Source organism: Haloferula helveola (genome assembly GCF_037076345.1).
In the GTDB taxonomy this organism is placed as follows: domain Bacteria; phylum Verrucomicrobiota; class Verrucomicrobiia; order Verrucomicrobiales; family Akkermansiaceae; genus Haloferula; species Haloferula helveola.
Window position 1 is genome coordinate 194,752 of record NZ_AP024702.1, and the last position, 25,883, is coordinate 220,634.

The window sequence follows — 25,883 nt, forward strand, 5'->3', positions numbered from 1 at the left end:
GACCTTACTCCCGGGTTCCCACGCGATACGGTCCCGAGGCCTGAAGGTAGGCAACACACCCACATTCCGATGCGGAAACAACGTGACGCGACCCGTTGGCGGGAAGTTCGAAGTATTCCCCGGCACCCAGTTCCGTCGTCTGGTCTCCGTCGGATTCGGCGTAGCCGATTTCGCCCTTCACCATCACCACTCGAAGCGGACCCGCGTCTGACGCAAGCGCCCCGCTGAATCCTTTGGGAAGCCGGAGGAAGGATCCGAACTTGTGTCCGGAACCGGGATCTCCCCAGAGGAACGCGATCTCGGGGGTCTCGCCTTCGGACGACTCTGTCCCGTCCCCAATCCAATCGGTCTCGGATCCCGACAGCCAGACGAGATTTGACGGCACAACATTCACCGGTCGCTCGCCCTTGTCGAAAGCCTCCTCTTTCGGAAGCACCAGATACGGACCACTGTCGATCTCGATGTAGGCCATGACGTTCTCCCCCTTCGCTGCGGTGATATGAACTTCTCCCGCCGGTTGGGTCCAGAATGAGCCAGGAGGCATCCACATTTCGGCTGCCTCGGGGTCGTCGTTGTGGACCTTACCGCTGATCACGACGCCTCGGTAGGTAACGTTGTGAATGTGAGGCGGAGAGGAAAATCCGTCGGCGAAGCGCACCAGGAAACCGGAAGCGTCTCCGGCTGTGCGGTCGTTCCACAATGAACCGGCGCGGGGACCCTTCTCTCCCCTCGCGGGGTTCAAAGCTCCCCACGCAACGTCATCCGCCTTCACGATCTTCGGGGCCTTTGACCCGACCTTGTCTTTCGCAACCTGAGCGATCGCCGCTGTGGCCGCCGTGCATGCCACCAGAATGGGGAAACGTTTTTTCATGGAATACTCTATGGGGTTGGGATCGCCGAAATTCTAGGGACGTAAATGATATTCACAGAATGTAGATCGCCGAGTGCACCCACCGGCACAGCTTTTGCCACAAGGATCCTCACCGTCCGGCCATCAGGGAACTCGGAATCCTGCTCACCTTCACTGTTTCTCAGACCGCTTCTTCCTCTCCGCCGGCGGCAGGCTGTTCATGAAGTGAGTCTCCGCAGGGATGAAGGTGTTGGTCTTCTTCATCGAGGGGCTCTCGATATCGCGGCTCAAGTCGCAGTCAAAGCGGCCGAGAATACTGTGGCTCTTGCCCTTCCCTCCCTGCCACGTGAAGTGGCACAGCCCCCAACTGATGCCCCTGCCATCCTTGGTATCGGTGAAGGCGTCGGGTACGTAAGGACCGCCGGCCGTCGGCATGAGGATCGTCTGGGCGACCACCTTGAAGTCGACTCCGTCCGACGCGAACTGGATGGTGTTGTTCTCATTGCCATCGCGGATCACCAGCGCCGCAACACCCTCCCGGTAGGGAAAGAGCGTCGTCTCGTGCCCCGAGTTGATGACCGGATTGAGCGGATGCTTCCGGAACGGGCCGAGCGGATCATCGGCAAGCGCGAGACCTTGGGAACGGATGTGATCTCCATTCCGCCTGTAGTCGGACTTGAAGTAGAGAAAGATCTTCCCGTCCCGCACCAGCGGATAGGGGTCATGGATCGAATACTGGTCCCAACTCCCTTCCGGTCCGTTCGCTACCACGATCTTATGGGTCGGTGTCCACGGACCGTCGGGTGAATCGGCTACCGACACCGACACCGGACAATCGTCACCACGTTTCCCCGAGATCTCCAGAAACGCCTGGTAGTAGAGGTAATACCTGCCCTTCCACACAAGGATGTCGGGCGTGGAGACGGAGCGCCATCCGGGATGCGGCTTCGGTGGCCGGGGAACCGCAACGCCCTCCTCTTTCCAAGTGAAGCCGTCCTCACTGGTCGCATGCCAAATCTCGGCGAGGTCCCAGTCACTTGACGGTGTCGTCTCATTTGCCAGATCGGCTCCGCGGGGCGGTGTGGGCGTGGCGCGATGGGTGTACCAGACGTGGAACTTGCCATCGACCCGGATGACCTTGGTCGGATCGCGACGCGAGACGGTTCCATCTCCACCGTGGTAGTCGAAACCCACGAGGCGGGTGTATTTGAAGCTGGAAAAGAGCTCGTTCTCCTCGGGACGCGCCCCCGGATACTGCTCATAAAGCCGCTCCATCGCGGGGCTGAGCGGGATGTCCGGCTTCTCAGGGGGCAACTCGTAGGGAAACTCGCCGAGGGCGGGCAAAACTGCCGCCAAGAGCGCACCGGTGGAAAGAATTCGTGCTGGCATGGGTAGAAGAACAAACGCTGGATTGTAGACAATCTATCATCCGCGATCCAGAACAACCTGTCGCGGCTTCGGCCTCCCCGCCATGCGTCCTCTCAACACCCTTTGCGCTCTCCTCGCGGGCATCTCCTGCCACGTCGCCCCATCCGTGGCGGAAGACCGGCCGAATGTGATCCTGATTGTCACCGATGACCAAGGCTACGGCGATTTGGCCTGCCATGGGAATCCATCCCTACGCACACCGAATCTCGACCGACTGCGGAGCGAGAGCGTCAGTCTCACCAACTTTCACGTCGACCCCTACTGCACACCGACCCGGGCCGCCCTGATGACCGGGCGATACTGCACCAAGGTCGGGGCGTGGACCGTGACGCGCGGGCGCCAACTCCTCGATCCGGGAGAACGGATCATGCCGGAGTACTTCGCCTCGGCGGGCTACCGCACCGGCATGTTCGGCAAATGGCACCTCGGCGATCCATATCCCTACGCCCCGCGGTTCCGAGGGTTCGAGGAAACCGTGCGCCACAAAGCCGGCGGCGTCGATGAGCTCGGCAATCCACCGGAGAACTCGTTCATCGACGATTCTTACTTTCGAAATGGCAGGGCGGAGAAATTCAAGGGCTACTGCACCGACGTCTTCTTCCGGGAAGCGCTCCGGTTCATCGGCACGGACGACTCCCGTCCGTTCTTCGTCTATCTCGCCACCAATGCGATGCACTCGCCATTCGGTGTTCCAGAGCGTTATCGCAGACGGTTCGACGAACAGGGCCATCCGGAGAACCGGGCGAAGTTCTACGGCATGATCGAAAACTTCGATGACAATCTCGGCCTGCTGATGCGGGAGTTGAAAGAGCGGAAGCTTGAGGACAACACGATCCTGATCTTCATGAGCGACAACGGCACTTCGGCGGGAAGCGACGGAAAGCCGGGATCGGCAGACGGATTCAACTCGGGGATGCGGGGGAAGAAAGGATCGGTCTACGACGGAGGCCATCGCGTCCCTTGTTTCGTCCGGTGGCCGGCAGAGATTGCGGGAGGCAGGGAATTCAGCGGACTCACGACCCACCGCGACTGGCTTCCGACCCTGATCGAAGCCTGCAACCTGAACGCAGGTCCCGTCCGATTCGACGGACGAAGCATGGCAGCACCGCTCCGCGGCGAATCCTCCACTTGGCCCGACCGGATGCTGGTCGTCGAGCACCAAGACGGCATGCTCGAGTCCGCCCTACCGAACGGCAGCGTTTCTCACCCCTTCGCGGTGCTCAGCGAGCGCTGGCGGTTGGTGAACGGCAAACTCTACGATGCCACGAAGGATCCCGGTCAGACAAACGATGTCGCGAAGGCCCATCCCGCCGTCGTGAATGCGCACCTTCAGGCATACCGGGACTACTGGGAAGAGATTGGTTCAGCCAAAGAGCGCTATTCCCGATTGCAACTGGGACATCCGACGGAGAACCCCACCGAGTTCACCGCGAGGGATTGGTTCCCCACCGAAGGAAAGGTTTTCTGGGCCACCAGCCAGACCTCGGACGACGCGCTGTTCCCAAATGGCTACTGGCCCGTCCACGTGCGGGAGGCCGGAACTTACCGATTCGAGCTTCGGAGGTATCCGGAGGGCGTCACGCAGCCCATCGGAGCGAGTCGGGCACGCATCTCGATCGGAGAGAAGAGCGCTACCGCAGACACTCGTCCGGAGGCGGAGACCGTCGCGTTTGAGCTCCTCCTGCCCCAAGGTCCAGCGATGCTGCGGACGTGGCTCACCGATGCGGCGAGTGGCCGGGAGCGCGGAGCCTACTTCATCAAGGTTCTCCGGCAAACCGGCTCCGGTCCGCAGCCGGAACGGTCGGATTGAATCCTGTCATCAGCTTCACGTCGTCATCCCCCGTCGACATTCCCCATGAACATGCGTCAACCGCTTCTCACACCGATCGTCGCGCTCTTCGTTGGCCTGCTGGCGCTTTCGAATGCAGCCGGTGCCGAGCCCGAGCGACCCAACGTCGTGGTGATTCTCATCGACGACCTGAGTCACTACGGCGTGACCGCCTATGGAGCGAACCGGATCCGGATTGGGGATGACGAAGTGCCGCAAACGATCTCAACCCCCCACATCGACCGCCTGGCTGACGGTGGACTCCTCTGCGAAAACGCCTTCGCCTATCCACTCTGTGAACCGACCCGCATCGCGCTGATGAGCGGCCAACTCAATGGCCGGAACTTCCTCGCGCCGAAGTCGCAGCACGCGTCGGACATCACCTTCGGCGATGTCTTCAAGAGGGCGGGTTACGCCACCGGCATCTTCGGCAAGTGGAAGCAGACCCGCGGAACCCGCGAGATCAAGGGCAAGGACTACATCCGTGAATTCGGCTGGGACGAGTTCTGCTGCTTCGATGTCGTCGGCGAGGGGCAACGCTTTCTCGCTCCGAACCTTGTCACCGACGGCGTGCCGCGGGACTACGGCAAGGGCGACCCGATCGACCCGAAGACCGGACGACGCTGGTACGGGCCCGACATCTGCCAAAGGCATGCGCTGGACTTCATCGAACGCCATCGCGAGCGGCCATTCCTGCTCTATCTTCCCTTCATGCTGGTTCACGACCCTCACCAGCCAACACCCGACACGCGCCCACCGGAGCGCTTCGATGAATTCCGCGAATGGCAGGACAGGAAGGCGAACAAGAAGGGAGACGACCTCGGATTCCTTCCCGACATGGTTGCCTACATGGACAGGCAAGTCGGAGAGGTCGTCGCTGCGATCGAACGGCTGGGGCTCCGGGAGCGCACCCTGTTCATCGTGATGGGCGACAATGGCACCAAGGAGAACTTCACCCACATCCTGCCGGACGGCGGCGACTACCGGGGCGGCAAGGGAGACACCAAGGACAACGGCACCCACGTTCCGCTGGTTCTTTCCTGGCCGGGAACGATCCCTGGGGGCACAAGCTATGAAGGCCTCGTCGATGTGACCGATATTTACCCGACCATGTGCGATGCCGCGGGACTCGAGATCCCGAATCCCCGTTCGATCGACGGCATCAGCTTCTGGCCCCACGCCATTGGAAAGCCCGGCGAGGCCCGGGAAGTGATCTACACTTGGTACAATGCCAACCGGCCGGGCACCGACACTTCCAAGCTGATTCGTTACGCGTTCACCAAGGACTTCAAACGTTATGCTCCCCACGCCAATTTCCCGGAAGGCCGCTTCTTCGACCTGCGGGAAGACCCCCTCGAGGAATCGGGAGAGCACTCGGTAAAGGTCGCGTGGTGGCACAAGCACCACAGCGGCCTCGATACCTCAAGCCTCACCAATGATCAGCGTGAGGCCTACCGGAGTCTCGGTGCCGTGCTGGACCGGCATCACCACGTCCCGGTGAAGTCACTGGAGGTCATTCCCCGTTCCCTGAAGCTCGAAGAAGGCGCGAGCACATTGATCCGCTGCCGGATCACGCCGGAGAACGCGACGCGACAGAACCTGATCTGGGAGTCCGGGAATCCGGAAGTCGCCACGGTCGACAAATTCGGAATGATTCATGCCATCGCCCCCGGAACCACCGAGATCACTGTGTATTCGTGGGATGACGCCCGCCCGCTGGCCGACAACCGGAGCGAGACGTTCTCGCGCGACGGATTCACCGACCGCATTGTCATCGAGGTCGATTGACACTCGGTTGCACCGTTCCCGCCGAATCCGACATACCCCCTGAAACCATGCGAAACCCGGTTCAGATCATGCTCCTCGCGGCTCTCTCGCTCGGCGGTGTGAGCGCTGCGGCCCAGCCGTCGCGGCCGAACGTGATCCTGATCTTCGCGGACGACATCAGCGCTCGGGAACTGCCGGTCTACGGTTCTTCGGTATGGACCGACCCGTGGAGCAAGGACTCGAGCGATCCCCGGTTCCGCGCCCGGACGCCTGCCCTTGACCGGCTCGCCGAGGAGGGTTGCTGGATCACGAATGCGTGGGCCTCAACGGTTTGTTCGCCGAGCCGGGCGATGATGATGACCGGTCGTTACGCACACCTTCACAAGTGGTGGGATAACAAGGACAAGGGGAATTACAGGAACACCGACGGACGCCTGACCACGTGGCCTCTCTATGAAAGCTCGCCACTGCAACTCGGGCACGTCGCGCAGCGCGCCGGCTACGCCACCTACTGGGCGGGCAAAACGCAGATGGCGGGGGACCTCACCCGGTTTGGCTTCGACGAAGGCTGCTTCACGCCCGGCAACCTGTCCGACAGGGACAACCCCTACACGGACTTCAAGATGGAGATGAAGCCGGTCAACGGGAAGAAGGTGCTCGTGAACAGCGACACGGGAGAGCCCCTCGACACCTATCTCCAGCACGGGTGGTACTGGAACCCCCATGTCCGACTGATGAACCAGCCCGGATCGCCGAAGTTCTGCTGGTGGCCGAACACCGAAGAGTCCCGCGAGCAATTCGGACTCAACACCTATGGCCCTGATGTCGAACTCGACTTCGTATTCGAGTTCATGGAGCGGCAGCAGGACGCAGGCAAACCGTTCTTCATCTACCACACCAGCCACCTCGGCCATGATGCGTTCGACTGGTTCAATCCGGACTCGGACAGCAAGTGGCCGGGAACTCCGGTGATCGAGTGGAAGGACGGACGTTATTTCAGAACCGAGCCGCACGTCACCGGTGACAAAGGTGACTACGACACCCACGGGACGGTCACCGGACCCGGGGTCCACAACCACATCAACTACCTCGATTACCAGGTCTGGCAGTATCGGAAGAAACTCGCGGAACTCGGCATCGCCGACAACACGGTTCTGATCTTCTGCGCCGACAACGGAACCAGCGGCTACGGCAAACACAACGCGGACCGGCAGAAGGGAACCCACGTGCCTCTCATCATGTATGCCCCGGGCATGACCAAGCACGGCCGGCAGGATGTCCTCGTGAACATGTCCGACTTCCTTCCGACCCTGGCGGAGCTTGCCGGCACGCCCATTCCCGAGGACTACGAGATCAACGGCGAAAGCCTCGTCCCATTCCTCTTCTCGGAAAAATCGGAGCACCGCGACTGGATCTACGGATATCAGGGAAACAAGCAGATCATCCGCGGCCGCCACGTTCTCAGGGACGGGTTTGGCAAATGGTGGGACGTCAGCACGTCACCCGAGAATCTCATCAGTTTCCCGAGAATCGATGACTGGACCGCAGTCAGCGATGCCCACCGAAAGGAGCGGGATGCCCTGAAGGCGATCCTGCCCCGTTTCGACCTCCACGCATCCGCTCCCGACGCGCCAGGCGTGCCTGCCCGCAAGACACAACCGGTCCTCCCGAAGCAGAACGCCAGTCGGAATGGCTGAACTCAATCTCAACAACCCAACCCAAACAAGACCTCCATGCAACGCCTGTTGACTCTCGCCCCTCTGCTGGCGGCCATCGTAGCGCCCTCACCCGCCGCCCCGGACCACCCGCACCTAGTCCCCGGCCAAGCGGCCGGAGCCCTCAGCCAGAAGTGGCTCCCGGTCAAGAACATGTCGGACGAGTTCGAGGGATCCGCCATCGACGATTCCAAGTGGCAGACCGAACCGGTCGGCAACGGGTGGTCATGGTATGGCCGCCCGCCCGGTCTCTTTGTCCCGAAGAACGCGCGCACCGCTGACGGCAACCTCAAGGTCACCGTTTCGAAACTCGACGAACCTGTCGAACGCGGAGGAAACCGCTTCACCCATCAGGGCGCGATCATTCGGTCACTTCATGCCGGACAACCGGGCTGGTTCTACGAATGCCGGATGAAGGCCAATCAGACGGCGATGTCGTCGACCTTCTGGCTGATGACCAAAGCCAACCACGTCAAGAAGCTCGAGCTCGATATTCAGGAGTGCGTCGGCAGGACTTCCGATCTCACCTCACCATGGGCCAAGAAATGGGATCGGATCTTCCACTCGAATCTCATCCATCGTACGAATCGACACAACCCGACAAAAGCCCAGATCCAGAACTCAATCCCGACCGAAACGGCGAACTGGGAGCGCTACTACGTTTACGGCGCCTGGTGGAAGTCACCCGATGAAGTGCGCTTCTACCTCGACGGCAAGCACGTTTACAGCATCGAGCCGAAAGTTGAGTGGGACGTGCCGGCATTCATCCAGATGGCGATCGAGACCTACGACTGGAATCCGATCCCTGCCGACGGCGGGCTGGTCGAAAGCGGCACCGAGGAACAACGGACCACGAGCTACGACTGGGTGCGTGTCTGGAAGCCCGCCGACCCGATCCCGGCAGCGGTCGAGGCGAAGGAGTGAAGAGACGCAGCCCGTGGTGGCTCAACCTCCAACTTCCTCTCGATCGCGCATGCCTGCGAGTGGACAGGTGAATCCGCCCGTCGGGCTAGTGCCCGGGATCGACCGGCAGCCCGTTCCACTCTCCGAATTCTCCGGGGAGTTCCTTCAGGAATTCTCCGAGACGCCCCTGCATGGCTGCCAGCCGCTCGGCGTGGGCGGGATCTGACGCGAGGTTGGTGGTTTCGAGCGGATCCGCGCCCAATTCGTAGAGTTGGTCGGGATCGAAGTAGTTCTTCTTGTAGGGAGGACTCGCGTGAAGTGTCAGGCGCACGAGAAAGTCCCCGCCGGGAGGGCCTCCGACATGCGGAACCTTCGCATCGGGATCCGGTTTCCAGTCCACCCACGGGTGCCTGCGCTTGATTTCCTCCAGCATCGCGAACTGCTGGCGCATTCCCTCATTCTCGTCCGGCACCTGGCTCGGCGGCAAACGAAACGCGAGGTACTTCCGCTCCTCCGTAACCACAGCGCGGGTGAATCCGATTTCCGCGTAGATTGCTTCACGCCACACGGCAGCCGGGTCCTCAAGCACCGGAAGATAGCTTCGCCCGTCGAGAATCATTTCCGGCAGCGGCGGGACTCCGCAGGCATCAAGGATGGTTGGTGTGATATCCACGTTCGAAACCAGTTTCCCGCACACCTGCGGCCGGATCCGACGTGGCCAACGGGCGGCACTCGGCGTGCGCAGGGCCCCTTGGTAGAGAGTGCTCTTGCTCGAGTGCTCCATCCCGTGGTCATTGAAGTAGATGATCAGCGTGTCGTCCGCGATCCCATGCTTCTCAAGCCGCGCGAGGATGGCCCCTACCCCGGCGTCGAGCCAGGTATTCCCAGCGGTCTTCTCCGCCAACCCGGCCTCCGCAACCGTCCGAAAGATCTTCTCTCTCGCGGGCATTCCGGAGGCTGGCGGTTCGTCGAGAAATCCGACCGGCGTGCTTCGCGGATCCTCGCGCATGCCGCCGACCGGATCGGGAGCGTGAGGCAGCGTGGTCGAGAAGTAGAGAAAGAACGGCTTGTCGTGATGCGCATCGATAAAGTCGACCGCTCCCTCGGTGACCCACTCCATGTTGTGATGGGCAAGACCGGCATTGCGGAGGCTGACCGAGTCGAGAGGATTTCCCGCATAGATTCGTGAGACTTCATCGAATCCGTGAACCTTCAGCTCCTCGCAGAGATCGCGCTGCTCCCGCTCCAACTCGGCCCGGATCGCCGGATCCTTCGGGTCCGCATTGGCCGGCACATTCCCGCGCCGAAAACCCTGCAGTCCGAGATGCCACTTACCCACGAGCCCGGTGGTGTAGCCCGCCGCTTGCAGCGCCTTCGGAAGATTCGGACGGTCTGGCTCGAGATGCGTGTTGAAGTAGACCTTCGTCACCCGTTCCGGCGTGATGTCGCCCAGAAAGGACGGCGATGTGCAACGGCTGGGAAATCGGCCGGTGATGCAGGCGTAGCGACTCGGCGTGCAGACGGTACTGCAGGTGTAGCTATTCTCGAACCGAACCCCCTGCTTTGCGATCCGGTCGAGATTCGGTGTGAGTGCCTTCCCGGTCAGGAATCCGACATCATCCCGCTTCTGGTCATCGGTGATGATGAAAATGACATTGGGACGCCGCACCGGAGATTCGGCCCCGAGCAGACCGAAGCCAAAGAGAAACGAAATCGCGAAAAGCAGGCGGACCATGAGACGTGCGGATCGGGCGTTCGCGTTTCCGGCATCACGGCTCCGGCCTCTGTGTGGCAATGCGCTGCCGCTGCTCGCGAGTCAGTCCCTGGCTGAAGTACACTTCCGGCCGGTGCCAGATCCCGGTCTGCTTCATGGCGGGATCGTGCCAGTCGAGACTCAGATCGCAATCGAAGCGCGCGAGAATCGTGTGCTGATGGTCGCGATCGCCGGCATTGATGAAGTGGCAGAGACCCCACGTGACCCCCCGCCCGTTTCCCGAACCTGTGAAGGCGTCCGGCGTGAACGGACCGGCGGCGGTCGGCGTGAGGGTGAGGACACTGGCGATCTCGAAATTCACACCGTCCGGCGCGTACTGCATCGTGCTGTGCTCGTTTCCGTCCTTGATCGCCATCGCCGCCATTCCCTCCTTGAAAGGAAAGTAGGTCGTCTCATGCCCGGAATTGAGGACCGGATTGAGCCGGTGCTTCACGAAGGGACCGAGCGGGTCTTCCGCCACCGCGAGACCCTGCGCCACCGCGTAGTCCTGACGATGGTCCGGCCACTTGTTGTAGGCAGATTTGTAGTAAAGGTGGATCTTGCCCTTGTAGACCACCGGCTGCGGGTCATGGATCGCATCCTGATCCCACTCCCCCTTCTCTCCGAACGGCACCACTTGGCGAAGCGTCGGGGTCCACGGACCATCCGGAGACTCCGACCACGACACCGAAACCGGACACACATCTCCCCGGATACCACTCGTCTCGACGAAGGCCTGGTAGTACAGATAATACTTCCCCTTCCAAACAAGGATGTCAGGAGTGGCGACCGAACGCCATCCGATGGCGGGCTTCTCCGGGCGACGCACCGCCACCCCCTTCTCCTCCCAAGTGAATCCGTCCTCGCTGGTCGCATACCAGATCTCGGACAAATCCCAGTCGGTGGAGGGGATCGTATCCGTCGCTTCCGCAGCGCGCTTCACCCCGAGCGGAGGCCGAGGGGAATCGCGCTTCGTATACCAGACGTAGTAGCGCCCGTTGGCCCGGATCGGGCGCGACGGATCGCGGCGCGATACCGTGCCGTCCCCATCACGGTAATCGAAACCCTTGAGGCGGGTGAACTTGAACTGCGAGAACAACTCATTGTCCTGCGCCCGGGGCGCCGGATAGTCGAACATCCGTTCCATCGCGGAACTCAATTCGATGTCCGGCTTGGACTCGGGCATCTTGTGGGGAAACACACCTTCGCCCCCCACGGCAGCGCCTGGCATACTGATTGTGACCCCAAGAACTGACTGTAGAAATCCGTCTCGCATTTGACTTCCCGAGCATACCGGAGGTCATCCGGAGCTATTTCATCTTTTTGTCGATTGTCTACATTATTGACCGACTGGCGAGTCGATTTCATTCCGACTCGCTACCGATCAATCGCGACCCGTACCCGGCAATGAGCTGTCCGTCCGGAAGCAAGCTGAGGTCATCCTCGGTGTAGGCAACCCGATCCGGTCCCGCACTCCGGAGTTCGAGAAGCCCGGTGCCCAATGGGTGAATCACGATCGGGCTTCCCCACCGGTCCGCCATTCTTCCCTCTCCGTCGAAGACGGGATGGGAGCGGTCGAGATAGGCGAGCCGTTCCGGATTGGCACCGGTAATGAAATCGGAAAGCTGACGGTTCGTCGCGATCAACCGGGTATCGAGCCCCTTGAACAGCAAGAGCATTCCCTCGACCGCGCGCCCCAGCTTACGCATATCCTCTGCCGGCGTTGAACCGGCATCACTGTAGCCATCGAGAAAGTCCATTCCGCTGGGCCCATCGCTTTCGCTCTCACCGCTCGGCTGGCCGGCCTTGGCCTCCGCGCTCCGATTCGCCTCCGGGGCGGAAACCTCCTGCCTCCGGAAAAGCTGCATAAGGATTCCGACACCGAGCACGACCGCAAGGACCGAGACGAGATACCGCGTTCTCATCATGGCTCAGGCGATGAATCCAACCGGCGGTTCGCCCGAGAAACTACCGATGTTCGGCAGGATGAGCGGCATGTCGGTCGACGACACACCGAACCACGCGGCGATCTCCTCGAAGAACTTGTCGATCGAGGTCGACGGCAACAACCGGCCACCGAGTCCGACATCATCGGGGCCGTCGAGGGCAAGACTCGGAAAGGTCCCGAAGACCTTTCCCCCATCCACCGGGCCACCCCAGACCATCTGGTTGCCGCCCCACGCGTGATCGGTACCGCGCCCGTTCGAGCGCAGGGTCCTGCCGAAGTCGGAAGCGGTGTAACTGATCACGTCGTCGGCCACACCGAGGATTTCGAGAGCTTGCTGATAGGCCGATATCGCTGCAGCGAGTTCGTCGAGCATCGCCGCCTGCGTGACCAGCAGTTCTCCGTGATGGTCCCAGTTGCCGCGCTGGATGAAGATGGTGCTGCGACGCAGTCCGAGCGCATCGCGCGCCTTGATCGTCTTCGCCGCGGCAAGCAATTGCTTCGCGATCTTCGAGTTCGGAAACAGCGGCGCGATCGCGGAGTCATCGATCGACTGGTAGACGGCATTGAACGCTGCCTGCGCCTCGTGACTGTGCTTCACGTGCTTCGCGAAGGCGTCCTGCATCAAATTGTTGTAGGACTCGGTCAGCAACCCGTCGACCGCCAGATTCTTGCGCGCTGTCGTGCTCCCCAGACCGGCCGTATCGCCCGTGGGCAGCAGGGCTCCGCTGTCCGTAATCGAGAATTGCGCCACCTCATTGCCGATCTGGAAGACATTGTTGCCGGCCAGCGAGATCGACATCGAGGTTGCCCCGGTGTTGTAGGTCGAGTGAAGGACATCGGCCATCCGGCCCGCCCATCCGGTCAACTCGCCGAGCCCCTGGGGCACCGAGGTCTGCCACTGCGTGATCTGGTCGATGTGGGAGAACAAGGACTTCGGAAGGGAAACCGTCCCACCCAGGTAGTCCGCCAGCGTCGTCGGCTGGACCAGCGTTCCGATATTGGCAACGAACGAAAGCCGTCGGCCGCTCCCTGCGAAGGCTCCGGAGCCATTGAACATGTCCGCCAGCCCCTGGCATCCGGGGTGCACTCCGTACAGGTTGCCATCGCCCGCTCCGGCCTGATTCAGCGGAATGAGATCCTCGGAGGCCAAGGCCAGGTTGGTACGGGATCCGGCGTATTCCGCATGCCCGGCGGCATCGCGGCGCACAAGCAGGTTGAAGGTATCGCATCCGCCGGCGAGCAGGATGCAGACGATGGTCTTGCAATCCTCACCTGGCGTCAGATCCGACGCCGCCGCCTGGTTTGCCAGCTTCAGGTTGAGCAGGGTCGAGAGCACCGATACGGAGCCGATCGCGGCACACGAGGCTTCTCCGAGGAACTGGCGTCTGGATCGGATCATCGCTGGGGTCGGATCATGGATTCATTTCAGGCACGAGCCCTCGGGAGCGACGAGGACAAGGTAGGCCGCCAGCCGGGCCCGTTCGGTCAGATCGGATTCGGCCTCGAGAGAGGTCGTGATCGTTTGACGACTGGTTGCTCCCAGCGTGCCTCCGCAGTAGTAGAGCGACAAGCGGTCGAGGAGTGCCGGGATGTTGCCGGCAAGTGCCTCAAGCTCGCTCAGGTCTTCCGACTGCTCGGGATAATACTGGTCACCGTTGGGATGTTTGAACCCGACATTGCAGGTGCGCCACAGCCAGTTCGGAAACGACACGGACGAATAGGAATTGACGATTCCGAACGCAGGCGAGTCCAGCTGGCGTTCCGCCAGGTCCCCGAAGAGCCGGAAGTCCGGACGGAAGTAGTTGAACACCGATGGCGAGTGCATCGGGTCCTGGAGCGAGACCTCCGTGTAGGTTCCCCAGTCCCACCATAGAAGGTTGTCGTGGCGGCCGATCTTCAGCACGCGGGAGAGATGCATCAGACGCACGGTCGGCTCGCGGAGCTGGCCGAAATGCCCGATCGCAAGATGCTGCAGCGGATCCCGCGCCTCGTCGTCCGTCAGGATCGCCCTGACCACCGCTTCAAGATCGCCGGTCACGCCTACGCCGTTGTCGGAGAACACGGATGCCACCCGCTGGACATACTGCGGTGAAGGATTCGAAGTAACGAGGAACTGGATCAACTGCCGGGAGATGAACGGAGCCGTGTTCGGATGCAGCACGAGCTGATGAACGGCGTCCGCGACATCCTGCAGCGCGTTCGCATCCGAAGCGCCGCGCGCCGGAATCGTGTGCTTGGTGCCATTTCCGGTGACCACCGTCTTCGGATCAAAGTCGTGCTCCGAGGCGAAGACCTTCATCGGCGCCGTCATGTAGCGACCGTCATCTCTCCAGCCGCCGCCGAAATTGTTGGCCGCGTAGTGGGTGCCCGTGAACACGCGTGCCAGCTCAGTGATGTCACCGTTGTCGTAGGTCGGGATCGGTTCTCCAAAGGCATCCGTTTTGCGGGTTCCGTCCGGGTGGAGCTCCCACAAGCCGATGCTGAAAAGCTGCATGATCTCACGCGCGAAGTTCTCGTCCGGATACCTCTCGATCGACGGGTCGGACTTGCGGTTTCCCAAGTGGCTGAGGTAGTGCCCCATCAGCGGGCTCAGCGAGACCTCACGGAGCAGATCCTCGTAGTTCCCGAAGGCGTTCTGGACCAGCAGGTCGTAGTAGTGGGCGACCGCCTGTCCCTGGTTCGCCAGCATCGGACCGCCCCGCGAGGTCACGAGGATCTGGCTAAGCGCCCATGCGACCCGCTGGCGAAGCTGGTCCGGTGCCGACAACGCGTTGCGCGCCCACGGCGTCACGAAGTTGTGCCCGAAGACGATCGTCTCGTTGCTGGAGTAGCCGGCCAGAGCCGGATCGGCCGTGCCGTTCGTCCAGTCGTCCTTGATCGCGATCATGTAGGGCTCCGTCAGACTCGGAGGCAGAGCGATCTGCTCCTCGATCCACGACTCCACCCCGATGCCCGCCACCCGGTCGATCTCGGCGATGTCCGCCGGTCCGAAGGTTGACTGGATCAGGAACCGCGCCGCCTGCGCCCGGGTCATTCGGGTTCCGGGTTCCGAGCTACGGTAGATCTCGTTGAAAGCGGCAAGGTCGCCACTGAGTGTTGTGTCCGGAATCTCGTCTCCGTCGGTGTCATACGACCTCGGAAGCCTCGCGGACTCCGCCCCTCCCGGCCCGCTGAGGAAGCCGAGCATGGGTTCGATCCAGTCCGGAACCCCATCGCCATCACCGTCCGTCTCCGCAGATCCGATCCGGAAGAAGCGCCGGGAATCCGCCGCACCCAGCGGCAACTTCCACTCGCCCCCGTCGATGACCGGCACTCCGGGAAATGCGGTCCACGCATCGGCTTGCCCCAGATCGGTAGAACTCTCCGGCTGCCCCGGACGCAGATCCAGATGCGTCCAGCGCAGCGACAAGCCACCCGCATCTCTCACCATCCTTGCTTCGAGAAGGCTCGTCGGATCGAACGGATCGGTCCCGAACCCCGCCTCGTCCCCGTTCCTCATGCCGTCACCGTCCGAGTCGGCCGAGGGATCGACGTCCCACGCTCCGTAGAGGGCTTCCCACAGGTCGGGCAAACCGTTGCCATCGCGGTCCTCGCCGCCCGGATCCGTGGTCAGACCGTGCATCGGAAGCTCCGGAGCCACAAAGCTTGCGGCCACCTCGAAGTCGTCGACCTGGAGCGAAGGGACCTGCCCCATTTCGAGCACCTTGTAGCTGCCGGTGCTGATCCATGGGATCTCGATGGTTCCGTAGAGATTCTGGCCAGGAGAGAAGATCGGTGTCGCAGCGGGATCGTTGGGATTGCCCGCACTGCTGGTGATGACCCGACCCTCGACCAGATGGGAAAAGATCACGGTTCCCGACTCGTTCCGCACCTCACCCAGCACGTCCCACAGCGGACGTCCGAGGCCGTCCGCACCGCCGGTCGGCGTGACGGTGAGTTTCAGGTTGAGCCACTCGCTGGTGGCGGTCGTCCCCGGCAACGTTCCGGGCAGCCCGATCTCGGAGTTGGCTTCCCACCCCTTCTGCTGCCATGACTGCGGGTTCGCCGCGTCCGATCCGATTCCCGAGATCCCGAACCGCTTCCCGCCGTCGCGCCGGGAAAGGAACAGCCCGATCGAGTCGCCATCCCACCAGTTCGGTGTCGTGCTGAGGCTGACCCCGAAGCAATTGTGGTTCGCCTGGTCCGGCACACCGCTCCCGATCGTCATCCGGAAACTCGCGGAAACCGAGTAGCTTCCACCGGCAACCGCGTGCAGATAGGTCGCGTCGTAGTTGCTTTCAACGACCGCCGCATCGATCTCCACTCCGTTCGTGCCGCCGGCACCCGACCCGCCCGCGACCTGCAGCAGGTTCTGCTGGGTCGAAGGGCTATCCACCCATTTCACCGACCAGTCCGCGGCCGGAAGCGGACCCGGAGCAAGGGCGTCGAAATCCTCACTGGCGGCCGTTACAGGGCCCAACGACAGTAGCAGGATGGAAAGATGTGCTCTCACTTCAATTCGATGTCACCACGATGCTGGCCGGGCGAAGTCCCTCACCGGTTGCGGTGAGTTTGATGCGACCCGGACTGTTCTTCGTCGCCCTGAGAATCACCAGGGCCATTCCCGAGAACGCTTTCCTTTGGCTGGCTTGGAAAGGTTCGGTCGAAGCCGCATTGCCGTTGTCCACCGCGACAATCTCTCCACTCCCCTCGACCGAGAAACGGATGAGATCGTCGGCCGTCGGACAGGGAACGCCGTCCTTGTCGGTCACCGCCACGGTCACGAAAGAAAGATCCGACCCGTCACCCGCAATGGTCTCCCGGTCCGCGACCAGCGATATCGCGGCAGCAGGTCCAGCGGTTCGGCGAACGTCCTCGGCAACCGCTTTGCCATCCTCGAAGGCGACCACCTTCAGCTCACCGGGTTGGAAAGGCACCTCCCAGCGCAACCGGTAAGGGGTCTCATAGTCGCCCGCAGTCCAGTTCTTGAAATCCACCTTGAGAGGCGGCTTATCCCGTCCCTTGCGCTTGCGCCCGAGCGACTCGCCGTTGAGGAACAACTCTGCCTCCGAGGCATTCGTGTACACATAAACCGGGATCCGTTCATGACCACTGCCTTCCCAGTTCCAATGGGGCAGGACGTGAACCATGGGAAACTCCCGGACATCTCTCCATTGGGATTGATAGAGGAAGTAGCGGTCCTTCGGAAATCCGCAAAGATCCACCGTCCCGAAGTAGGAGGAACGCGAGGGCCAGTCGTCATTCCAGTATCCATCCGTCGAGTTGTCCCTTCCGCCGTAGGGTGTCGGCTCGCCGAGATAGTCGAATCCCGTCCACACGAACTCGCCAATCACCGCGGGACTCCCCTCCAGTGCCATGAACTCGATATCCGGCGGATACGCCCACACGGGCCCGATCAGGTCATAGGAAGTGACCTGGTTGTCGTCCGCCCTCTCGTACTTCTCGATCGGCAGATGGTAAACGCCACGGGACGACACGCACGACGAGGTCTCCGACCCGAGCACGTGCCACTCCGGGTGCTGACGCCGGACCTCGGCGTAGGCCAGAGGCTTGTAGTTGAATCCGGGGATATCCACCTCGGCGGCGAGACCGTTGGTAACCGATGCCGGATAGTAGTTGAACCCGGCGGAGGTCAAACGGGTCGGATCCTCGTCCTTGCAAATCCGGTGCAAATGCCTCGCCAGCTTCCATCCGTCCTTCTTCGACTGTTCGAGAATTTCATTGCCGATCGACCACATGATCACACTGGGATGATTGCGGTCGCGCCGGATCATGTCGCGCAGGTCCCGCTCATGCCACGCGTCGAAAAACTTGTTGTAGCCGTTCGGCACCTTCGCCATCTGCCAGCAGTCAAACGCCTCGACCTGGACGAGAAGACCAAGCCGGTCGCAAAGCTCCAGTTGCTCGGGCGAGGGCGGATTGTGGGACGTCCGGATCGCGTTCACCCCCATCTCTTTCATGATCTCCAGTTGCCGCTCGGTCGCCCGCCGGTTGACGGCCGCGCCGAGAGCACCGAGGTCATGGTGCATGCACACCCCGTTCAGCCGGACGTGGCGCCCGTTGAGATAGAAGCCCTCACCGGCCTTGTATGTGATCGTGCGGATTCCGAAAGGCGTCTCCGTCCGGTCGACCGCGACACCTCCGGTCAGAACCGTCGAGACCACCGTATAGAGTCGCGGAGTTTCCAGATCCCACCGCTGTGGCTCGCTGATCTCCATCGTGTGGGTGACCGTGGCGGTTTCTTCCGGCTGCACCTCGACCGGTGAAGAGGCCGACCCGACTTCTTTCCCCGACGGGTCAAGAACACGCGTCTCGAGCCGGAGCGCGATAGGTTCATCGCCATGATGCTCAAGCCGCGTGCGTGCGCAGACCTCGGCTGAGTTGGCGGCGACCGTCGGTGTCGTCACCGTCGTCCCCCAGTGGGACACGTGCGTCTCCTGTCGGTAACGAATCCACACGTTCCGGTATAACCCGGCCCCGGGGTACCATCTTGAACTGAGATCCTCGGGCTGCAGCCGCACCGCGATGACATTTCCGCCATCCGTGTTGAGATACCTTGTGACGTCGAACTCGAACCCGACGTAGCCGAAGGGCCGGTGCCCGGCGAAATGTCCGTTGACCCAGACATGCGCGTCGTACATGGCCCCGTCGAACTCGATCGCGACGCGCTTCCCGCGTTGGTCTTCGGGAATCTCGAAGCGCTTCCGATACCAGCCGGTTCCATGAATCGGAAGTCCGCCACTGCGGGCGTTGTACTTCACATCGAACGGCCCTTCGATCGCCCAGTCGTGGGGAACCCGCACTTCGCGCCACCCTGAGTCATCGAATGCCGTCGTCTCTGCGCCCTCCGCAGGACCGGTCAGGAAGCGCCAGCCGTCATTGAACGAATTCTTCTCGGCAGCCGTCGCGACAACGACGCCGAAGACCACCGCAAGAAGTCGGATCACTTGCATGAAAGGCGGTTCCCTACGGCTTCATCAGCCGCTTGGCCTCGTCGAGATCCGCCAGCTTGGTGTTGTCGATCAGCTCGACGTGGCCGTCCACCATCAGGCAATGGGTCTTGTCCTTGTAAGTGCCCTGCGGGATCGCGTTGGCATAGGGTCCGAACCAGATCGCGCCCTTGTCGGGATTCTGCTCTGCCACGAGAATGATACTCGCAGGGCGTTTGATGCGGTGGGCCCGCGTGCCTTTGACTTTCTCTTCAGGAGTCGCCGGCCCGACCCATCCTTCAATGAGATGGTTGTAGGCGTAACCTCCACGCAGCCCCTCACCCGCCTTGAAGGTTGCATTCTCGATGCTTACGATCGGAGTGTCGCCACAGAGCTTGTGCTCCGAGAGAGGGTTCTGCAGGAAGGTTTCCGAAGGATGGACCGACCAGCTGTACTTGTTCCCCTCAAGCTGGCAAAGACCCGCTTCTTCTCCGAGCAGTTCGTAGAGATTGAACTGCGCCCACACCGGCGATTTGATCCAGCCGGCGTACGGCGGATACGTTCCCCGTATGTTGTGGCCGTTCTGCACGCCGTCCGCCATGATCGATTCGATTCCGAGACTGATCTGCTTGAGGTTCGAGACGGACTTGGCCGACTTGGCGCCCGAGACGGCTCGCTTGACGCCGAGGAAGACGAGACTTGAGAGAGCGGCGACAATCACGATGACCACCAGGAGTTCGATCAGCGTGAAACCGGAGGGTTTCTGGGTTCTGTTCATGGGTTGATGAGGTTTTGGATGGGTTTTGCAGGGCATGTCCCGCTGACCGGAGGCAGTGCAAGAAATCGTGCCGAAGTTCCGCCACGCTTGCTGCTGCTTTTTGGTATATTGTCTACAATTAGACCCACGCGCCAATCCTGCAAGCTTTTCTTTCATCTGCTCAGGCAGACGAGGTTCTCTCCGGGAACCCGCGTGCTTCCCTATTCAAGGGCTTCGTCTCCACCACGGTCCCCGATGGACAATTGCGCCCTCATCGGCAGTAGTCTTCCGGACCAACCAATCGCAGTCTCATTTGAAAACCTTTCCTCCGTTCCCGGTCATCCGCTTCCGCACACTTCTATTCTTCGGTCTCAGCATTCCCGTGATGGGTCAATTCACGTATGAGAGGGACGACCGCGTCCTGTCCGCTGAGGAACGCGTGATTGGTCACGGCCAACTACGCTACCGGGTGGTCAGAGATTGGACCAAAGCCGATCCCGCCGTGGCCCCGGTGGTCAACGCCCACGCAATGGCGATGGGGAATGACGGGCTCTATTATCTCGTCACCGACCATCCCGACCACGCGTTCCATGTCTTCCGCCCCGACGGTACCTTCATTCGCAGTTTCGGCACTGGACTGAAAGGCGGACACGGGGTGGCGATGCTGCCAGACGGTGACAGGGAACTCGTCGTCCATGTCGACTGTGGCTGGGAATTCGATGCAGCCGGCAAGGCCACGAAGAAAACCGGTTCGGTCAACTTGCTCACCAAGGACGGAGATGTGGTCCGGACCCTGCCGGACACCATCGATCTCGGACTTGAGGCCAAGGGAACCTTCTACGGACCATGCGACGTCGCGATCACTCCCGGCGGTGACATCCTCGTCATCGATGGCTACTCCTCCGACCGGGTCCTTCACTTCACCAAGAAAGGAAAGCTTGTCCGGCATTGGGGTGGCCACAAACCGGACGATGCGTCCGACATCCGGAACGGCCACGGCATCTCGATCGATCCGACCGACCCGGACAATCCCGTCGTATGGATCAGCTCGCGCGAACAGAACCAGCTCAAGCGCTTCACCCTGGAGGGCAAGCACATCGACACGATCGACCTTCCCGGGGCCTACGCCGGTCAGGCAGTGTTTCACGACGACAAGGTGTATACCGGCGTTTGCTGGTCAAAGGATCCGAAGTCCGGATCAAAGAAGAGCGCGTCCGGCTTCGTCCTCGTGCTGGATCGCAAGACGGGCAGGGTCCTCTCCGCCCCTGGCGGAACACCTCCCCCTCCGGATGCTTCTCATACCGATCACGGACACCCCCACCTCCACGGCCAGAAGCACCCGGTATTCCGCCACGTTCACGATCTGATGGTCGACGCTCAGGGAAACATCTTCGTGATGGAGTGGAATGCCGGACGCCGGTATCCGTACAAGCTCGAGTTGGTTGAGTAACCACTCCCCGGCAACACGTGGTTCGGAGCGTCACACCGCGTAGCCGGGTTCCACCGCCTCGTCGGCGGCAAGGCTCCGGACCAACCTGAGGCATCCTCGGCAGCGAAGACGGACACCGCGGGCGGATCGATCAATCGAACGGAAGAGAAGTGGTCGGGGCGGCCAGATTCGAACTGACGACATCCTGCTCCCAAAGCAGGCACTCTACCAGGCTGAGTTACGCCCCGGACGCGCGGAAGGTTCCTAGACAACCGCGGTTTGACAAGCGGGAAGTCTCGCATTCTCGGCCAAGGCGGCTTGCCACCCGCGAACGCCTCCCCCACTCTTCGCCCGTGGCTTATCTGGAAATCAAGGACCTGCACACCCACTTCACCAAGAAGAGCGGCGGCTGGCTCAGCGGCCAAACGGAGACGATTCGGGCCGTGGACGGAGTCAGCCTCGATGTGCAGAAAGGCGAGATCCTCGGTCTGGTCGGCGAGTCCGGCTGCGGCAAGTCCACCCTGTCGCGCACGGTGATGCAGCTCATCCGCCCGACCTCGGGGACGATCACGATCGACGGCACGGAGCTGACTTCCCTGCCAGCCCACGTCGTGCGCCGCCGGCGGCTCGATTTCCAGATGGTCTTCCAGGACCCCTACGCGTCGCTCAACCCGCGGATGACCGTATCCGCCACCCTCACCGAGGCCATCCGCCAGCGCCACCCGGGCGTGAAAGGTGATGACCTCGCACGCCGGGTCGCCGAATTGATGGAAACGGTAGGACTCGATCCCCGGCTTCAGCGGAAATACCCCCACGAGTTTTCCGGCGGCCAGCGCCAGCGGATCGCGATCGCCCGCGCCCTCGCCCCGGAGCCGAAGCTCATCATCGCCGACGAACCGGTCTCGGCTCTCGATGTCTCGATCCAATCGCAGATCCTGAACCTGCTGAAGAAGCTGCGCGCCGATCTCGGACTGACGATGATCTTCATCTCCCACGATCTCGGCGTGGTGCGCTACCTCGCCGACCGCATCGCGGTGATGTACAAAGGAAAAATCGTCGAACGTGGCGACGCCGAGGAGGTGTTCCGGAATCCGCAGGACGAATACACCAAGCGCCTCCTAGCCGCGATCCCGAGCTTCTCGGAAGCCGGTTGAGCCGAAGGCTTTCCGCTCTCAGGCGTCGAGGCGCTCGACTTCGACGGTGACCGACAGCATGCAGTGGCCAGTGCCGCGATAGCTGCCCTTGATCGGTGCGACGTCGTCGTAGTCGCGTCCGACCGCAACCTTGATGTATCGCTCGTCGGCGAGGTTGTCATTGGTCGGATCGAAGCCGACCCAGCCGACATTCGGCAGGTAGACTTCCGCCCACGCATGGGATGCCTGGGAGCCGACCAGGTGATCCCGCGGCCCATTGTAGAGGTAACCGGAAGCATACCGCGCCGGAATTCCCACAGCCCGGCACAGGCCGATCATCACATGCGTGAAATCCTGGCAGACGCCATGGCGGTGCGCGAAGGCCTCCTCAAGGTGCGTGTTCACCTGCGTCGATCCGGTCTCGTAACGGAACTCGCGGTGAATCCAGCTCATGATCGCGCTGGCCTTGTCGAAGATCGAGTGGATCCCGGTGGTCAGATCGATCGCCTCCCGCCATATCTCAGGGTGACTGGAAACGTAGTGACTCTCCTGCAGGAACGGCCAGATGCGCTCACGGGTCTCAGGATCTTCGTAAGCCTCCTCCCCGAGTTCGCGCGCTCCGTCGGGCAGTTCGAGCTTCAGGTTCTGGATCCGGATCCGGCTGGTGATCTCGAGCCTCTGGTGGGGCGGCAGAACCTCGAAGTGATGGGTGACGTTCTCGAACAGGTCATGGAAGCGCCGCAGGCGCGTCGGCGGCGTCACTCCGACAAAGGCTTGGAGTGTCCGCTGGAAAGGAAACTTGCGTGGCTCGAGATGCAACGCGTTCACGCTTTCCGTGACCGGCAAGGCGTATTCGAAAACCGTGCGATGCAGCACCTGATACTTCGGACCGGGAGTCACCGGGAGCGAGAGAACGCTACCGCCCTCTCCTTGGCAAGCCGGTGACGAGGGATTCGGGAGCGAACTCACTGCTGCTGCTGTTCCATCTGCCAACGAACCACGGCGGAGACGGTATTCGCCGGAATCGGCGGCCGGTCTTCGATCTGTTCGGGCAGAAGCACGTAGGTCCGGAAAATCTCCTCGCCGATGTCGTTCAGACGGGTCTGGAGGCTGTCAAGATAGACGTGGAGACCTCCGTCGAGCACATCGTCGATCGATGCGTAGGCGAGCGCGGACAGGAGCTGGCCCGACTTGATTTCGGCATCGTCGCTGAAGCCGCCGCGGGGAGTTCCTGAAATCGCGTGGAGGCTCTGGTCGACCCGGTCGACGCAGAACCGCACCGAGCGCGGGAAGTCCGACGACAGGATGAGGAACTCGGCGATGTTGCGCGGCTTGAACTTGGCCCGGTATTTCATCCGGAACGCACCAAGACCGCCGCACGAGCGGAGGATCGCCAGCCAGTGTTCGTCGACCGTCAGGCCGAATTCGTCGATCCGGCGCTCGAGGAAGGTCGTGATGTCGAGGAAGCGCGTGGTCTTGTCGGCCCGCTCGAGGTGTCGGCCGAGATCCATGAAATCCCACGCCTCGCCGCGCAAGGTCGTGGCCGCGGCGATGCCGTGGAACGAATGCGTCGCCCGCCGGATCTGCTCGTAGTAGCCAGCCGCGTCATTCGCCAGCTTCCATGCGCCTTCGTCCGAATTGACGAAGAGGTACAAACCGTTGAGTTCCTCCCAGAGGGCTTCCGCAAGTTGGTCGCGAACCATCCGCGCGTTCTCGCGGGCCAGAGCCACGCACGAGGCGATGCTGTTGGGGTTCTCGCGGTCGACGGTGAGAAAGTGGATCGCCTCCGACTGCTGGCCGTCGGGATGGGCCTCGTCGAAGAGCTCCTCATCCCCGGTGCTGGCAATGACCGGGCGCCACAACGCGGCGAGCGTCTCACGGTCGATTTTGCCGAGGTCGAGCACGAGTTGCTCATTGACCTCGATCAGGCGGGCGAGGTTGTCGGCCCGCTCGATGTAGCGGACCATCCAGTATAGGCTGTTGGCGACTCTCGATAGCATGACTCAATCCTTGAGAACCCAGGTATCCTTGCTTCCCCCGCCCTGCGACGAGTTGACGACGAGCGAACCCTTGTTCAACGCCACCCGGGTCAATCCGCCGGGCACGATTTTCACCTGGTTTCCGTAAACGATGTAGGGACGGAGGTCGACATGGCGGCCTTCGAAGGACCCGTCGCACCACGTCGGACATCGCGACAGCGAGACGACCGGCTGGGCGATGAAGTTTCGCGGATCATCGATGATCTTGTCGCGAAACTTGGCGATCTCCTCCCTGCTCGCGGTGGGTCCCATCAACATCCCGTAGCCGCCCGATTCGTTGGCCGACTTCACCACCAGCTCCGGCAGGTGATCGAGGATGTACTTCCGGTCCGAGTCCTCGTGCGCGAGATAGGTCGGCACGTTCGGCAGGATCGGTTCCTGGCCGAGGTAATACTCGATCATCTTCGGCACGAAGTAGTAGGTCGCCTTGTCGTCCGCCACCCCGGTGCCGACCGCATTGGCGAGCGCCACGTTGCCGGCGCGGTAGGCGCGCATGATGCCCGGAACTCCGAGCACCGAGTCCTTTCGGAAAACGGTCGGGTCGATGAAGTCGTCGTCAATGCGGCGGTAGATCACGTCGACCCGGACGAGCCCTTTCGTCGTGCGCATGTAGACGAAGTCGTCGATCACGACGAGGTCATTGCCCTCGACGATCTCGATCCCCATCTCGCGCGCCAGATAGCAGTGCTCGAAGTAGGCGCTGTTGTAGCAACCTGGCGTCAGCAGCACGCAGACGGCATCGCCTTCGCGGTGGGGCGAGATGAACTCGAGCATGTCGCGCAGCTCCCGCGGGTAGGAATCGACCGAGCGCACGCCCATCGAATCGAAGAGAGCGGGAAACGCCCGCTTCAGCGCGTTGCGGTTCTCAAGAAGGTAGGAGGCACCCGACGGACAGCGGCCGTTATCCTCGAGTACGTAGTAGGTGCCGTCGTCGCCGCGGATCAAGTCGGACCCGCAGATGTGGATGTAGATGTCCTTCGGCACGTCGACGCCGCGGAACTCGGGGCGGTAGTGCTTCGCCTGCTCGACGTAGTAGCGCGGGATCACGCCGTCCTTGAGGATCTGCTGCTCGTGGTAGACGTCGTGCAGGAACAGGTTCAGCGCGATGATCCGCTGTGAAAGCCCGGCCTCGAGGTGCTCCCACTCGTTGGCCGGGATCACCCGCGGAACCGGGTCGAAGGGAAAGATCCGCTCCGATCCACGATTGTCGTGGTAGACGTTGAAGGTTACGCCCTGCTTCAGGAAGTGGGCGTCGCAAGCGTTGCGTCTCGCTTCGAATTCCTCGGGCTCGAACTGGGAAAAGCGCTCGAAAAGGTCGCCGCACTGCCCCCTCAGGGAACCGTCGGCTTCGAACATCTCATCGTAAAAGGAATCCGTGGTGTAGCGATCGAACATGGGTTGGCT

18 protein-coding genes and 1 tRNA gene are annotated in these 25,883 nt (G+C 61.9%); 6 read left to right on the top strand and 13 right to left on the bottom strand.

What is annotated here, in order from left to right:
- Positions 1 to 4 precede the first annotated feature (4 nt).
- A complete protein-coding gene (locus HAHE_RS00615; protein WP_338687619.1) occupies positions 5 to 871 on the bottom strand; it encodes a DUF4437 domain-containing protein in 867 nt (288 codons plus the stop codon).
- Positions 872 to 1,021: 150 nt separating this feature from the next.
- Positions 1,022 to 2,239: a glycoside hydrolase family 117 protein gene (locus HAHE_RS00620; RefSeq protein WP_338687621.1), complete on the bottom strand. Its 1,218-nt coding sequence runs from the start codon at positions 2,237 to 2,239 to the stop codon at positions 1,022 to 1,024.
- Between the two features lie 82 nt (positions 2,240 to 2,321).
- On the opposite strand from HAHE_RS00620, the gene HAHE_RS00625 reads away from it, so the two are divergent.
- From HAHE_RS00625 to HAHE_RS00640, 4 genes are read left to right on the top strand one after another with little or no spacing between them, the layout of a single operon-like run.
- A complete protein-coding gene (locus tag HAHE_RS00625) occupies positions 2,322 to 4,088 on the top strand; it encodes an arylsulfatase (RefSeq protein ID WP_338687625.1) in 1,767 nt (588 codons plus the stop codon).
- Positions 4,089 to 4,139: 51 nt separating this feature from the next.
- On the top strand, positions 4,140 to 5,894 hold the full coding sequence (locus HAHE_RS00630) for a sulfatase-like hydrolase/transferase (RefSeq protein ID WP_338687627.1): 1,755 nt from the start codon (positions 4,140 to 4,142) through the stop codon (positions 5,892 to 5,894).
- A gap of 47 nt (positions 5,895 to 5,941) precedes the next feature.
- Positions 5,942 to 7,570, top strand: coding sequence for a sulfatase-like hydrolase/transferase (locus HAHE_RS00635; RefSeq protein ID WP_338687629.1), 1,629 nt, complete (start codon positions 5,942 to 5,944; stop codon positions 7,568 to 7,570).
- 36 nt (positions 7,571 to 7,606) lie between these two features.
- Positions 7,607 to 8,512 carry a family 16 glycosylhydrolase gene (locus HAHE_RS00640; RefSeq protein ID WP_338687631.1) on the top strand — a complete coding sequence of 302 codons (906 nt, stop codon included), beginning with the start codon at positions 7,607 to 7,609 and terminating at the stop codon, positions 8,510 to 8,512.
- Positions 8,513 to 8,597: 85 nt separating this feature from the next.
- On the opposite strand, the gene HAHE_RS00645 is transcribed toward HAHE_RS00640, so the two are convergent.
- The 7 genes from HAHE_RS00645 to HAHE_RS00675 form a co-directional block, all read right to left on the bottom strand.
- Positions 8,598 to 10,226, bottom strand: coding sequence for a sulfatase family protein (locus HAHE_RS00645; protein WP_338687633.1), 1,629 nt, complete (start codon positions 10,224 to 10,226; stop codon positions 8,598 to 8,600).
- A 34-nt stretch (positions 10,227 to 10,260) separates the two neighbouring features.
- The gene (locus HAHE_RS00650) at positions 10,261 to 11,475 is read right to left on the bottom strand and encodes a glycoside hydrolase (RefSeq protein WP_343218193.1); all 1,215 of its coding nucleotides are present in this window, start codon (positions 11,473 to 11,475) and stop codon (positions 10,261 to 10,263) included.
- A 133-nt stretch (positions 11,476 to 11,608) separates the two neighbouring features.
- Positions 11,609 to 12,172: a hypothetical protein gene (locus tag HAHE_RS00655; protein WP_338687636.1), complete on the bottom strand. Its 564-nt coding sequence runs from the start codon at positions 12,170 to 12,172 to the stop codon at positions 11,609 to 11,611.
- A 3-nt stretch (positions 12,173 to 12,175) separates the two neighbouring features.
- Positions 12,176 to 13,591, bottom strand: a complete 1,416-nt coding sequence (locus HAHE_RS00660; RefSeq protein WP_338687637.1) for a DUF1501 domain-containing protein — start codon at positions 13,589 to 13,591, stop codon at positions 12,176 to 12,178.
- A 21-nt stretch (positions 13,592 to 13,612) separates the two neighbouring features.
- On the bottom strand, positions 13,613 to 16,684 hold the full coding sequence (locus HAHE_RS00665) for a DUF1800 domain-containing protein (RefSeq protein WP_338687639.1): 3,072 nt from the start codon (positions 16,682 to 16,684) through the stop codon (positions 13,613 to 13,615).
- A 1-nt stretch (position 16,685) separates the two neighbouring features.
- On the bottom strand, positions 16,686 to 19,145 hold the full coding sequence (gene galB / locus HAHE_RS00670) for a beta-galactosidase GalB (RefSeq protein ID WP_338687641.1): 2,460 nt from the start codon (positions 19,143 to 19,145) through the stop codon (positions 16,686 to 16,688).
- A 13-nt stretch (positions 19,146 to 19,158) separates the two neighbouring features.
- Positions 19,159 to 19,899, bottom strand: coding sequence for a type II secretion system protein (locus tag HAHE_RS00675; RefSeq protein WP_338687643.1), 741 nt, complete (start codon positions 19,897 to 19,899; stop codon positions 19,159 to 19,161).
- 292 nt (positions 19,900 to 20,191) lie between these two features.
- Between HAHE_RS00675 and HAHE_RS00680 the strand changes: the two genes are divergently transcribed.
- Complete coding sequence (locus HAHE_RS00680) at positions 20,192 to 21,328, top strand: hypothetical protein (RefSeq protein ID WP_338687645.1); 1,137 nt, start codon at positions 20,192 to 20,194, stop codon at positions 21,326 to 21,328.
- A gap of 150 nt (positions 21,329 to 21,478) precedes the next feature.
- Here the strand turns inward: HAHE_RS00680 and HAHE_RS00685 are convergent.
- Positions 21,479 to 21,555, bottom strand: a tRNA-Pro gene (locus tag HAHE_RS00685).
- 105 nt (positions 21,556 to 21,660) lie between these two features.
- Here HAHE_RS00685 and HAHE_RS00690 point away from each other — a divergent pair.
- The gene (locus HAHE_RS00690; RefSeq protein WP_338687646.1) at positions 21,661 to 22,461 is read left to right on the top strand and encodes an ATP-binding cassette domain-containing protein; all 801 of its coding nucleotides are present in this window, start codon (positions 21,661 to 21,663) and stop codon (positions 22,459 to 22,461) included.
- A gap of 18 nt (positions 22,462 to 22,479) precedes the next feature.
- Here HAHE_RS00690 and HAHE_RS00695 read toward each other — a convergent pair whose 3' ends face one another.
- From HAHE_RS00695 to HAHE_RS00705, 3 genes are all read right to left on the bottom strand, one after another.
- Complete coding sequence (locus tag HAHE_RS00695) at positions 22,480 to 23,340, bottom strand: transglutaminase family protein (RefSeq protein ID WP_338687647.1); 861 nt, start codon at positions 23,338 to 23,340, stop codon at positions 22,480 to 22,482.
- Positions 23,341 to 23,405: 65 nt separating this feature from the next.
- Positions 23,406 to 24,440, bottom strand: a complete 1,035-nt coding sequence (locus tag HAHE_RS00700; RefSeq protein WP_338687648.1) for an alpha-E domain-containing protein — start codon at positions 24,438 to 24,440, stop codon at positions 23,406 to 23,408.
- 3 nt (positions 24,441 to 24,443) lie between these two features.
- The gene (locus HAHE_RS00705) at positions 24,444 to 25,874 is read right to left on the bottom strand and encodes a circularly permuted type 2 ATP-grasp protein (protein ID WP_338687649.1); all 1,431 of its coding nucleotides are present in this window, start codon (positions 25,872 to 25,874) and stop codon (positions 24,444 to 24,446) included.
- Positions 25,875 to 25,883 lie beyond the last annotated feature (9 nt).